The sequence below is a fragment of the Streptomyces scabichelini genome, from assembly GCF_011045015.1.
Classification (GTDB): Bacteria; Actinomycetota; Actinomycetes; order Streptomycetales; family Streptomycetaceae; genus Streptomyces; species Streptomyces scabichelini.
In genome coordinates, this window is record NZ_JAAKZY010000285.1 from 1 (window position 1) to 11,948 (window position 11,948).

An 11,948-nucleotide genomic window follows, 5' to 3' on the forward strand; every position below is an offset into this window, starting at 1 on the left:
GGTGGGGGCCGGTGGTCGCGACCACCGGCCCCCACCCGTTTCCCCCGTTCCTTTCCCCCGTTCAGGCACGCAGGAACAGCAACACGGCCAGTACGCGCCGGGATTCACTGCCGGTCGCCGGCAGGCCCAGCTTGCCGAAAACGCTCGACACGTACTTCTCCACGGCGCGCAGCGAGATCACCATCTGGTTCGCGATCCCCTGGTTGGAGTTGCCGGCGGCCATGAGTTCGAGCACTTCGCGTTCCCGGGGCGTCAGTTGGCCGAGCGGGTCGTCGCTGCGCCGCCGGGACAGGAGCGTGGACACGATGGTCGGGTCTACGGCCGAGCCGCCGGTGGCCACCCTGCGTACGGCGTCGAGGAAGTCGGGTACGTCGCTGATGCGGTCCTTGAGCAGATAGCCCACCCCTTCCGCGGAGTCCGCCAACAGCTTCATGGCGAGGCCGAGTTCGACGTACTGCGACAGGACGAGGACGCCGATGCCGGGGTGGGCCGTGCGAATCTCCACGGCGGCCCGCAGGCCTTCGTCGCTGTGCGTGGGAGGCAGCCGGATGTCGAGGATGACCACGTCGGGCAGTCGGCTGCGCATCAGATGGCGTAACTCGTCGGCGTCGCCGCAGCGGCCCAGCACGTCGAAACCGGCGTCCGTGAGCAGTCGGGCCAGACCTTCCCGGAGCAGGACGCTGTCCTCTGCGATGGCTACGCGCATGGCAGTTCCGCCCTCACTCGGGTGCCGCCGCCGCGCGGCGTCCACACCCGGAGGCGGCCGTCGAGGGCCTCGACGCGGTCGGCGAGGCCGCGCAGACCGCTGCCGCCTTCGGTGTCCGCGCCGCCGAGGCCGTCGTCGACCACTTCGATGACGATCTGGCTGCCGTCGCGGGTGACGCTCACCGTCGCCGCGGTCGCCTGCGCGTGCTTGCCGATGTTGGCCAGGCTTTCGCAGACGACGTAGTACGCGGCGACTTCGACGGCTTCGGCCACCCTGCCGTCCAGACCGACGGTCAGGCGTACGGGCACGGGAGCGCGCGCCGCGAGGGATTCGAGGGCGACGGCGAGGCCGTGTGCGCTGAGTACGGCGGGGTGCAGGCCCCGTGCGACGTCGCGCAGCTCTCCCAGCGAGGCCGCGATCTCCTTCTTGGCCTGGGCCAGCAGGGCGCGGGCCGCGGCGTCCCCGTCGAGCCGCGCCTGCAGCATGCCCAGGTCGAGGGAGAGCGCGATGAGCCGCTGCTGGGCTCCGTCGTGGAGGTCGCGTTCCAGCCGCTGGCGCTCCTTCTGGCCCGCCTCGATGACCCGGGCACGGGAGCCGCGCAGCTCGTCGACGTTGGCCCGCAGTTCCGCGTGGAGCCGGCCGTTCTCCAGCGCGATGGCCGCCGCGGCGGTGACCGCGTCGAGCAGTTCGCGCTCGTCGTTCAGGGCCGGGTCGTGCACGAGGGCGGCCACGGGCTCCCCGGTTTCTCCGGCGTCTCCTGCGCTCTCGATCAGCGTGGCCATCCGCCTGCCGCCGGTGGGCAGTTCGACGGGTTTGCCCTCCTGGTCGGCCCAACTCCCGAACTGCGGCAGCCAGTACACCAACGACAGCGACGGGTCCCGTAACGCCCTGGCCAGCGGGGCACGCAGATCCGTCGGCTCGGTCCGCAGTTCGACCACGAGGTCGGCGACGGCGCTCCGGGCCAGCCGGGCGCTGAGCAGGCCGGCGAGGAAGGCGGTCGGAGCGAGGCTGATCACGGCGATGCTCACGTGCTGCACCATCGGGAACGCGCGTCCCGCGAACACCCCGACCAGCAGCAGGGCGCCGATCATCACCAGTCCCAGCGCGAAGGAGTCGACCAGCAGCGAAAGGGACCGGCGCAGCGGCCGCCCTCCGGCCCGTCTCCGTACGGCGAGCAGTGCCACGCCGGTGAGGGACACCCCGGCGATGACGATCAGTTCGACGTTGTGGAGCAACGTGGCCGCGTCCGGCTCGTGCACGATCCTGAGCCCCGGGCCCAGGCCGCCGAGCATCATCACCGCCAACTGCCCGCCGACGGCGGCGGTGTAGCCGGTGGCGACGAGCAGACGCTCCGGTCGTCCCCTCAACAGACCGACCGGGTACGCCAGGAACACATGCAGGACCAGCACCGGGGGAACCAGGTCGAACGCCTCGCCCACGGTGTGCACAGCGGTGTTGTCCGCCCACGTCAGCGCCGCCGCGAACGTACTGAAGCCGGTGATGATCATCAGAGGGCCGATGCGGTTCGCCGGCCGGCGCCACCATGCGACGAGGCCGGCTGCGGCGTAGGACAGCGCCATCCAGAGAAGCACAGCGGCGTGCACCGCGTCCGTGTCGCCGTCCGCCGCCAGGACGACCAGGCTGCCGAAGCCCGCGACGATGGCGGCGGCCGTCGCGGCGGCGACGGCTGCCCGCGTGGGTTCCACGGCCCGGTCGCGCAGCCGCGCGAACTCGGGTGAGTTCCTGGGCATGGCCCCCCTCCCCCCCTGCCGGAAATGGCGGGAGGCGCACTCGCACGCTACTCCGAGGATCGTGCGGCTACCAGGAACGGCCCTTGCCGATACCAGAAACCGCCTCCTGCGGTACCAGAAACCCGCCCCCCGCAACCGCCAGTGGCCCGCCTTACCGCCACCACCGCGCGCTGTCAGCGTGAAGGGCAACCAGAAACGCACCGCCGAGGAGACGAGATGAAGACCCGGGTGATCCAGGACGAACCGGAAGAGCCCCGCCGTCCTCGCTCCCAAAGCCCAGACATCCCCAAGAACTCAGAACCCTCAGGCCGCTCAGAAAGGTCCACCATGTCCCGACTGCTCTACCGGATCGGACACTTCTCCGGCCGGCACCCATGGCGCGTAATCCTCACCTGGATCATGATCGTGGCCGCCGCCTTCCTGCTCAACCAGTCCTTCGGCGGCGCGAACACGGACACCTTTCGGCTGCCGGGTGCGGAGTCGCAGAGGGCTGCCGACACACTCAAGGACAGGTTCCCGCAGGAGACACTCCTCACCTCGAACATCGTCTATCACTCCGACGAAGGCCTGACCGGTCCCGCGGCCAAGGCGACGCTGGCCGAGGTCCGGACCGACCTCGCCGCGCTACCGGGCGTGGTCACGGTGTCCGACCCTTACGACGCACGGGGCCCCACAGTGAGCTCCGACGGCCGGACCGCCTTCGCGACTGTGGCCTTCGACTCCAAGGACCAGATCGACGCAGCTCAGTTCGACGCCGTGGAAAAGGCCCATGAGCCCGCCCGTGCCGCCGGACTGCAAGTCGAGTACGACGGTGGCCTCGGCGGCGAGAAGGGCGATGAGGGAGGCGGCAGTGAGAAGCTCGGCGTCGGGCTGGCCGTACTGGTCCTCGCGATCGCCTTCGGCTCGCTGGTCGCGATGAGCCTGCCCGTGGTGGTGGCGCTGGCGGCCCTCCTCGTCGGCATGAGCGGTATAGGCCTCCTGTCCGGTGCCATCGACGTCCCGAAGATCGCCACGATCGTCGCCATGATGCTGGGGCTCGGAGTCGGCATCGACTACGCGCTGTTCGTCCTCGCCCGGCACCGCCAGAACCTGGCCGGCGGCATGCCCGTGGCCGAGGCGGCAGGCCGCGCGAATGCCACGGCCGGCCTGTCGGTGCTGTTCGCCGGGGTCACCGTCATCGTGGCCATCGCCGGGCTGCAGATATCGGGCATCCCCATGCTGACCGTGATGGGCTGGAGCTCGGCGATGATGGTCGCGGTGACCATGGTCGCCGCGCTCACCCTGCTGCCCGCGATGCTCGGGCTCGTCGGCACACGGCTCAACAGCCTGCGGATTCCCTTCGTGAAGCAGCGGCCCGCCTACAACCCGAGCTCCAAGTCGAGCCGTTGGTCCGCCCTGGTGGTGCGCAAGCCCGTTCGTTACGGCATCGCCGCCACCGTCCTGCTCGGTGTGCTGACCGTGCCGGTCTTCTCCATGCGGCTCGGCCTGCCCGATGCGGGCAACGACCCCTCGAGCACCACAACGCGCAAATCGTACGACCTGCTCGCCGAGGGCTTCGGCCCCGGCTTCAACGGTCAGCTCCAGGTGGTGATCGAGCTGAACGGGGCCGACCGCTCCGCACTCGACGGCGTGGGCCGGGCGGTGAGCGCCGATCCGGGCGTCGCCTCCGTGGGCGCCGTCGCGTTCAATCCGAAGGGCGACCTGGCAACGTTCTCCCTCACCCCGACCACCTCCACGCAGAATGTGAAGACGGACCAGCTCGTCGACCGCCTGCGCGACGACGTACTGCCGGCCGCACTGAGCGGAACGGAGGCGAAGCCGCTGCTCACCGGCGACACCGCGCTGGTGAAGGATCTCTCCGCGCAACTCCAGGAGCGCATGATGTGGTTCCTGGGCGCCATCGTCGCGCTGTCCTTCATCATCCTGATGATCGTGTTCCGGTCGGTCCTGGTGCCGCTCAAGGCCGCGGTCCTCAACCTCCTGAGCGTCGGCGCCTCGTACGGAATCGTCGTCGCCGTCTTCCAGTGGGGATGGGGGGCGAGCCTGATCGGTGTCCACGAAACCATGCCGATCTTCATGCTGGCGCCCATGATCATGTTCGCCATTCTCTTCGGACTGTCCATGGACTACGAGGTGTTCCTGCTCAGCCGGGTGCGCGAGCAGTACCGGTGCCACGGTGATCCGCGTGCCGCGATCATCGAGGGCGTCGGCTCCACCGCCCGGGTCATCACGAGCGCGGCACTGATCATGATCGGTGTGTTCGGTGCGTTCGTGCTGAGCTCGGATGTCACGACCAAGGTGTTCGGCCTCGGACTGGCCGTGGCCGTCCTCCTCGACGTGACGCTGGTACGCATGGTGCTCGTCCCGTCCGCGATGAGCCTGCTCGGGCGGCACGCCTGGTGGCTGCCCGGCCGCCTGGACCGGATCCTCCCGGACATCCACCCGGACATGGACGACGCCGACGCACTCGTGCCCGGCCCCGCGCCCACCGACGAGAAGCCCGCGGGTGAACGTCCGGCGGAACTGGTCTGACCCGTACCGCACCGCACACCGCCTCAAGGCGCACAAAAAGCCCCTGGCCTGTCACATTCCGAGGAATGTGACAGGCCAGGGGCTTCACATGGGGTTGTGGAGATGGCGGGAATCGAACCCGCGTCCAACGGTGCAGAACCAGGGCTTCTCCGTGTGCAGTTCGCTGCGCTTTTCTCGGCCCCGGCGATCACGCGAACAAGTCGCCGACGGGCCCAGTCACTGTTTGATTTCCCTCTTCACCCCGTGACCGGGATCAAGGTTTAGTTCCCTAGCTGATGCCAGGATCCGGGTCGGGAACACTCCCGGGCTGACACTCCCACTACAGGAGGCTTCGCGTCGCTACTTAATCAGGCAGCGAGGGCGAAAGCCTGGGGAGAATCGCTCTTAGAATTGGCGATTATTTTTTTCGGCCTGTGGTTTACGAGATCATGGCCGCTTCCTCGACACGCTTCCCCTGCTTCGACATCCGCTGTCGAAACCGATCATCCCCATGTTGATTTTTCAATCCCCTCCGAAGAGAGGCCCGCACCCGCTGTGGGGTGCAGTTGCCATCGTACGTGACCAACGCACGTCGGTGCCAACCTATTCCCCGGGGTCCGGGGACCCTCTACGCCCGCTGCTTCCTCCGCACCGCCGACACCGCGCGCTCCGTCTCCCGCCGGTCCTGCTTCTCCCGCAGGGCCTGGCGCTTGTCGTACTCCTTCTTGCCCTTCGCCAGCGCGATCTCGACCTTCGCCCGGCCGTCCTTGAAGTACAGCGCGAGGGGCACGATCGTGTGACCCGTCTCCTGGGACTTCTGCTCCAGCTTGTCGATCTCCTCGCGGTGCATCAGGAGCTTGCGCTTGCGGCGCGCGCTGTGGTTCGTCCACGTGCCCTGGCTGTACTCCGGCACGTGCACGTTGTACAGCCACGCCTCGTGCCCCTCCAGCGCCACGAACCCGTCGACCAGCGACGCCCGTCCCTGGCGCAGTGACTTCACCTCGGTGCCCATGAGGACCAGACCGGCCTCGTAGGTGTCGAGGATGAGGTAGTCGTGCCGCGCCTTCTTGTTCTGCGCGATCAGCTTGCGCCCTTTTTCCTTAGCCATAGTGCGGCCATTTTCGCACTACGAGGGGTCCCCGAGGCCACTCAATACCGTCTCGGCCCGTTCCAGGACGCCTTCCTCGACCTCGAGGTCGGGGCTGATGCCGCCGCCGTCGACGCTGCGCCCGGAGGGAGTGCGGTAGTGCCCGACGGTCAGCTCGGCGACGGAGCCGTCGGGCAGCCGGCTCGGCATCTGGACCGAGCCCTTGCCGAAAGTCCTGGAGCCCACGACGACCGCGCGTCCGCGGTCCTGCAGGGCGCCCGTCAGGAGCTCGGCCGCGCTCATCGTGCCACCGTCGACGAGCGCGACCAGGGGTCTGGAGGTGTCTCCGCCCAGTTCGGCGTGCAGGGCGCGCTGCTCACCGCGTACGTCGTACGTCGCCACGAGGCCCCCGTCGAGGAAGGCGGAGGCGGCGGTGACGGCCTCGCTGACCAGGCCGCCGGAGTTGCCGCGCAGGTCGAGGACGATCCTGGCGCCGGTGGGTGCCCCGTCCACGGCGGACCGTACGAGTTCGCCGGAGCCCGTGGTGAAGGCGGCGACCTTGATCACGGTGATGTCGTGGGCGAACTCGCGCACCGTCACGGGGTCCGTGGACAGCCGCGCCCGGCGCACCGTCTCGCTCCACGCGCGCGTGCCGCGCTCCAGGCCCAGGGAGACGGCCGTACCGGCGGCCGCGTCGGTGGCGTCGCCGCGCAGCAAGGAGACGACCTCAGTCACCGGGCGGCCGTCGACGCGCCTGCCGTCGATGCTGCGCAGCCGGTCGCCCTTGCGGATCCCGGCGTCGGCCGCGGGCGAGCCGGACCGCACCCGGGTCACTTCGATACGTCCGTCGCGCTGGCGCCTGGCCCACAGGCCGACGCCGGTGTAGGCGCCGTCGAGGGCCTCCTCGAACTCCTCGTACTCCCCCTCGGAGTACACCGCGCCCCAGCGGTCGCCGCTGCGGCTGACGGCGCGCTCGGCCGCCTCCACGGGCGACTTGCCGTCGGCCATCGCCTCGGCGGCGGCGTCGGCGACGTCCTTTTGGTCTCCGGCAGGCCGGAGGGACCCGGCGGACGCGGAGCGGGTGGGCTGGGAAGTGGACCGGGAAGAGGAATTCCGGTCGGAGGCGTCGAAGGAGCCGGTCGCGGCACCCGTGGCGAGGACGCTCGCGAAGACCAACGTCAGGGCCGCCCCGCGGCGGATACGGCGGGGCGGACAGAACAGGTCTTGGCCTGACATGCCGGTGAGTCTAGGACAACGGAAGGGGCCGTACCGCCGGTTGGCAGTACGGCCCGATTGGCATGCGTCACACCTTCAGATACTTGCGCAACGCGAAAAACGCGGCCAGCGCGGGCATCAGCAGGCTCGTGGCGAGGATGAGCGGCAGTTTTGTGAGAACGGCGTCCCAGCCGATGAAGTTGATCAGGTTCAGCTTCTCGGAGAGGGCCAGGCCGTGGTCGATGATGAAATATCTGGCGATCAGCAGGAAGGCACAGGCGACACCACCGCCGATGAGTCCGGCGACGGCGGCCTCCATGATGAACGGCGCCTGAATGTAGAAGCCGGAGGCGCCCACGAGCCGCATGATGCCGGTCTCACGGCGACGGCTGAACGCCGAGACGCGCACCGTGTTGACGATCAGCATCAGCGCGACGACGAGCATCATCGCCATCACCGCGCGGGCCGCCCAGTTCATGCCGTTGAGCAGCTCGAAGAGGTTGTCCAGGATGCCCTTCTGGTCCTGCACGGACTGCACGCCGTCACGGCCGTCGAAGGCGGTCGCGATGACCTGGTACTTCTCCGGGTCCTTCAGCTTGATGCGGAAGGACTCCTGCATCTGGTCCGGGGTGAGCGAGCTGGCCAGCGGGGAGTCGCCGAACTGCTCCTTGTAGTGCTTGTAGGCCTGGTCCGACGACTCGTGCAGCACGTTGTCGACGACCGACATCTTCTTGAGGTCGGTCTGGATCTGGTCCTTCTGCTCGGTGGTGACCGCTCCCTTGGCGCAGTTGGGGTCGGACTCCGCGTCGCTCTTGTTGCAGAGGAAGATCGAGACGTTGACCTTGTCGTACCAGTAGCCCTTCATCGTGCTCACCTGGTCGCTCATCAGGAGCGAGCCGCCGAACAGGGCGAGGGAGAGGGCAACCGAGACGATGACCGCGAAGGTCATCGTGAGATTGCGACGGAGACCGACGCCGATCTCCGACAGGACGAACTGGGCGCGCATGGCGTCTACTCAGGCCTTTCCATGGACAGCTGCGGGACAGTGTGCGGTCAGTGCTGGTAGCCGTAGACGCCGCGCGCCTGGTCGCGCACGAGACGGCCCTGCTCCAGCTCGATGACGCGCTTGCGCATCTGGTCCACGATGTTCTGGTCGTGGGTCGCCATCAGGACGGTGGTGCCCGTCCGGTTGATGCGGTCGAGCAGCTTCATGATGCCGACGGAGGTCTGCGGGTCGAGGTTTCCGGTCGGCTCGTCGGCGATCAGCAGCTTCGGCCGGTTGACGAAGGCGCGCGCGATGGCGACGCGCTGCTGCTCACCACCGGAGAGCTCGCCCGGCATCCGGTCCTCCTTGCCGCCGAGCCCGACGAGGTCGAGCACCTGCGGCACGGACTTGCGGATCTCGCCGCGGGACTTGCCGATGACCTCCTGCGCGAACGCGACGTTCTCTCCGACCGTCTTGTTCGGCAGCAGCCGGAAGTCCTGGAAAACCGTCCCCAACTGGCGGCGCATGTGCGGCACTTTCCAGTTGGACAGGCGCGCGAGGTCCTTGCCCAGGACGTGGACCTGGCCGTGGCTGGTGCGCTCCTCGCGCAGGATCAGCCGCAGGAAGGTGGACTTTCCGGAGCCGGAGGAGCCCACCAGGAACACGAACTCGCCGCGCTCGACCTCCAGGGAGACATCCCTGAGTGCGGGACGGGTCTGCTTGGGGTAGACCTTTGAGACGTTGTCGAATCGGATCACGGATGCACCACGAGTCAGCAGGGGTAGGTGAGCGTGACCATACGCGAACCCGGAGGGCGGGCGCAGTCGACGGCCGGGGTTGCGCGAGGGTTGCACGTTTTGTCACACAACGGAAGGGCTCGAATGCGCCAGGACTGGGCAGGATAAGGGGAGCCGAGCCTAAATCCGGGGAACCTGGCACAGTGGAGGGGGAACGTTCTCGTTCCTGAGAGCGTTGTCATACATAGAACCGGTGCAAGGAGGGCGAGCGCATGACGTACGACCGGTTGGTGTGCGCGAACTGTGCCGCGCCCGTCAATGAAGGCCGCTGCCCCGTCTGCCGCGCGAACAGGGAGCGGCTGCAGCAGGAGAGCCCGTTCGCGGGCCTCAACCCCATGACGCTGATCTCGCTCCTGGTCGTACTGATCGCGGCCGTGGCCCTGCTGGCGCACCAGACAGCTTAGGGAACGAGAAAAGGGCCCGGAGTCTCGACTCCGGGCCCTTTCTCGCGTTCGTACGCCTGCGCTCCGCTGGAAGAACGGTGACGGACCTGCGGGCCGGTGAGGGCTGGTCGCGCCCGCGCGGCGGAGCCGCATATCGACACAGCCCCGCGCCCCTTACGGGGCGCGGGGACGCACCGGACTCAACCCACAAGGCCGCTCAGGGCAGGGCAGCCCGTGACATGCGTCAGGCGGCGGTGCCGCGGCCGTTCATGAGGCGCGGCAGCATACGGAAGCCGACACCGCCGGCGATCATCGTGGCGGCGCCGATCAGCAGGAACGTGACGTTCTCGGCGGCACCGGTCTCGGCCAGCTCGCCGCCGGTGCCCTGGGCCGAGGTGTCCGAGGAGCCGGTGTCGGTACCGCTGCCGGTGTCGGTCAGGCTCTCCTTGCCCTCGCCCTGCTCGACGGGCTGGGAGCCGCCGTCGGGGTCGGTGTCGTTGCCGCCACCGCCGTTGCCACCACCGTTGCCGTTGCCCGGGTCGGTCGGGTCCTCGGTGGGCTCGTCGGTCGGGTCCTCGGTGGGCGGCTCTTCGGTGGGCGGCTCCTCCGTCGGAGGCTCCTCGGTGGGCGGCTCCTCAGTGGGCGGCTCTTCGGTGGGCGGCTCCTCCGTCGGAGGCTCCGTCGGGATCTCCGTCGGCGGGTCCGTCGGGTCCTCTACACCGAGGCCGACATTGACACCGTCCTTGTCGGCACTCGCGCCGACGCTCAGACCGCCCACCTCGACGCCGACGTCGAGGGCCGAAGCGGCACCCGCGGCGGTCAGCGAAGCACCGGCGGCGATCACCGCGCCGGCGGCCACCCGCGCGACACGGATCCGCGTCTTCTTGGTCATCTGCCTGCTACCCCCAGATAGCTCATCGTGAATGGAGCAGCGCCTGGGGCGACGGCATCAGGGACGCTTTCTCAGCCCCCCGGTTCACATGCGCCCCAGAGATACGCATGCCGCGCGTCAGCCTTCCTGTTCTTCAAAGAAGCGTCAAGGTCGTTGCGACCGTGATGTCCAGATCAAGGTCATATGACGGCCGAGACAACATGTGAGTGTGACGTAAAACCCAGACATTGGGCAGCACAAAGGGCAACTGCCGTCCCATGAACGGCAGTTGCCCTGTCGACAAAACGACGTCGGTAAAAGTCGCTTACTTCTCCTGCTGCTTGCGCCAGCGAATTCCGGCCTCCAGGAAGCCGTCGATCTCGCCGTTGAACACGGACTCCGGATTGCCGACCTCGTGCTCCGTCCGCAGGTCCTTGACCATCTGGTACGGGTGCACGACATACGAACGCATCTGGTTGCCCCAGGAGTTGCCGCCGTCGCCCTTGAGGGCGTCCATCTTGGCCTGCTCCTCCTGCCGACGCCGCTCCAGCAGCTTCGCCTGAAGTACGTTCATGGCGGTGGCCTTGTTCTGGATCTGCGACCGCTCGTTCTGACACGACACCACGATCCCGGTGGGAATGTGGGTCAACCGCACAGCGGAGTCAGTGGTGTTGACACCCTGACCACCGGGTCCGGAGGACCGATACACATCGACCCGCAACTCCGACTCATCGATCTCGATGTGATCGGTCTGCTCGACGACGGGCAGCACTTCCACACCCGCGAACGAGGTCTGCCGGCGGCCCTGGTTGTCGAAGGGCGAAATCCGCACGAGCCGGTGCGTGCCCTGCTCCACCGACAACGTCCCGTAGGCGTACGGCGCCTGGACGGCGAAGGTGGTCGACTTGATACCGGCCTCCTCCGCGTACGAGGTTTCGTAGACCTCGGTCTTGTAGCCGTGCTGTTCGGCCCAGCGCAGGTACATGCGCTGGAGCTTCTCGGCGAAGTCGGCGGCGTCGACGCCACCGGCCTCGGCCCGGATGTTGACGAGCGCCTCACGGGAGTCGTACTCCCCCGACAGCAGCGTCCGGACCTCCATCTCGTCCAGCGCCTTCTTGACGGCGGTGAGCTCGGTCTCGGCCTCGGCACGGGTGTCCGGGTCGTCCTCCTCCTCGGCCATCTCGAAGAGCACACTGAGATCATCGATCCGGCTGCGCAGCGCCTCGGCCTTCCTCACCTCCGCCTGGAGGTGGCTCAGCCTGCTGGTGATCTTCTGCGCCGCTTCCGGGTCGTCCCACAGGGACGGCGCTGCCGCCTGCTCCTCGAGCACGGCGATGTCTGCCCTCAGCTTGTCGAGGTCCAGAACGGCCTCGATTGACTCCATGGTCGCGGAGAGGGACTTGAGCTCTTCGGATACATCGACAACTGCCACACCCCCAGCGTAACGGCTCCGCCAAGGCCTCCGGCTGAGAGATGGGGTGCCTACGGGGGTGGTGGGCAGCGGTTCGTGGGCAACTGCGGGCCCGTTGTGGCTTGTCGCGCAGTTCCCCGCGCCCCTAAAAGCAAAAGCCTGCGCCTACATCCACCCGCCAGCCATAACGGACCAACCACCACCCACCCGCACCCTCCCACCGGCGGGAGG

General features: G+C 68.2%; 10 protein-coding genes and 1 other RNA gene. 2 read left to right on the plus strand and 9 right to left on the minus strand.

Annotated features, from left to right (window positions below; translation table 11 throughout):
* Positions 1 to 61: 61 nt before the first annotated feature.
* Entirely contained in the window at positions 62 to 706 is a 645-nt protein-coding gene (locus G5C60_RS45830) for a response regulator transcription factor (RefSeq protein ID WP_165269386.1), read from the minus strand.
* Positions 697 to 2,457: a histidine kinase gene (locus G5C60_RS45835; RefSeq protein WP_165269388.1), complete on the minus strand. Its 1,761-nt coding sequence runs from the start codon at positions 2,455 to 2,457 to the stop codon at positions 697 to 699. Before G5C60_RS45835 ends, G5C60_RS45830 begins: the two co-directional genes overlap by 10 nt.
* A 327-nt stretch (positions 2,458 to 2,784) precedes the next feature.
* Here G5C60_RS45835 and G5C60_RS45840 point away from each other — a divergent pair, with 327 nt between their 5' ends.
* On the plus strand, positions 2,785 to 4,989 hold the full coding sequence (locus G5C60_RS45840; RefSeq protein WP_165269390.1) for an MMPL family transporter: 2,205 nt from the start codon (positions 2,785 to 2,787) through the stop codon (positions 4,987 to 4,989).
* A gap of 94 nt (positions 4,990 to 5,083) precedes the next feature.
* Here the strand turns inward: G5C60_RS45840 and ssrA are convergent.
* From ssrA to ftsE, 5 genes are all read right to left on the minus strand, one after another.
* Positions 5,084 to 5,479: a transfer-messenger RNA gene (gene ssrA, locus G5C60_RS45845) on the minus strand.
* 117 nt (positions 5,480 to 5,596) lie between these two features.
* Positions 5,597 to 6,076, minus strand: a complete 480-nt coding sequence (gene smpB / locus G5C60_RS45850) for an SsrA-binding protein SmpB (protein ID WP_165269392.1) — start codon at positions 6,074 to 6,076, stop codon at positions 5,597 to 5,599.
* 18 nt (positions 6,077 to 6,094) lie between these two features.
* A complete protein-coding gene (locus tag G5C60_RS45855; RefSeq protein WP_165269394.1) occupies positions 6,095 to 7,291 on the minus strand; it encodes a S41 family peptidase in 1,197 nt (398 codons plus the stop codon).
* A gap of 67 nt (positions 7,292 to 7,358) precedes the next feature.
* On the minus strand, positions 7,359 to 8,276 hold the full coding sequence (gene ftsX, locus G5C60_RS45860; RefSeq protein WP_165269396.1) for a permease-like cell division protein FtsX: 918 nt from the start codon (positions 8,274 to 8,276) through the stop codon (positions 7,359 to 7,361).
* 47 nt (positions 8,277 to 8,323) lie between these two features.
* On the minus strand, positions 8,324 to 9,013 hold the full coding sequence (gene ftsE, locus G5C60_RS45865; protein WP_033328283.1) for a cell division ATP-binding protein FtsE: 690 nt from the start codon (positions 9,011 to 9,013) through the stop codon (positions 8,324 to 8,326).
* 251 nt (positions 9,014 to 9,264) lie between these two features.
* Here ftsE and G5C60_RS45870 point away from each other — a divergent pair, with 251 nt between their 5' ends.
* Positions 9,265 to 9,456: a hypothetical protein gene (locus G5C60_RS45870; protein WP_165269398.1), complete on the plus strand. Its 192-nt coding sequence runs from the start codon at positions 9,265 to 9,267 to the stop codon at positions 9,454 to 9,456.
* 223 nt (positions 9,457 to 9,679) lie between these two features.
* Here G5C60_RS45870 and G5C60_RS45875 read toward each other — a convergent pair whose 3' ends face one another.
* On the minus strand, positions 9,680 to 10,327 hold the full coding sequence (locus G5C60_RS45875) for an LPXTG cell wall anchor domain-containing protein (RefSeq protein ID WP_165269400.1): 648 nt from the start codon (positions 10,325 to 10,327) through the stop codon (positions 9,680 to 9,682).
* A 304-nt stretch (positions 10,328 to 10,631) separates the two neighbouring features.
* Positions 10,632 to 11,738: a peptide chain release factor 2 gene (prfB, locus tag G5C60_RS45880; RefSeq protein WP_165269402.1), complete on the minus strand. Its 1,107-nt coding sequence runs from the start codon at positions 11,736 to 11,738 to the stop codon at positions 10,632 to 10,634.
* Positions 11,739 to 11,948 lie beyond the last annotated feature (210 nt).

Excerpts from the sequence above, each read along its gene's own strand:
- G5C60_RS45835 (WP_165269388.1), bottom strand. The coding sequence starts at position 2,457 with ATGCCCAGGAACTCACCCGAGTTCGCGCGGCTGCGCGACCGGGCCGTG.
- G5C60_RS45855 (WP_165269394.1), bottom strand. The coding sequence starts at position 7,291 with ATGTCAGGCCAAGACCTGTTCTGTCCGCCCCGCCGTATCCGCCGCGGG.
- G5C60_RS45875 (WP_165269400.1), bottom strand. The coding sequence starts at position 10,327 with ATGACCAAGAAGACGCGGATCCGTGTCGCGCGGGTGGCCGCCGGCGCG.
- smpB (WP_165269392.1), bottom strand. The coding sequence starts at position 6,076 with ATGGCTAAGGAAAAAGGGCGCAAGCTGATCGCGCAGAACAAGAAGGCG.
- G5C60_RS45830 (WP_165269386.1), bottom strand. The coding sequence starts at position 706 with ATGCGCGTAGCCATCGCAGAGGACAGCGTCCTGCTCCGGGAAGGTCTG.
- G5C60_RS45840 (WP_165269390.1), top strand. The coding sequence starts at position 2,785 with ATGTCCCGACTGCTCTACCGGATCGGACACTTCTCCGGCCGGCACCCA.
- ftsX (WP_165269396.1), bottom strand. The coding sequence starts at position 8,276 with ATGCGCGCCCAGTTCGTCCTGTCGGAGATCGGCGTCGGTCTCCGTCGC.
- G5C60_RS45870 (WP_165269398.1), top strand. The coding sequence starts at position 9,265 with ATGACGTACGACCGGTTGGTGTGCGCGAACTGTGCCGCGCCCGTCAAT.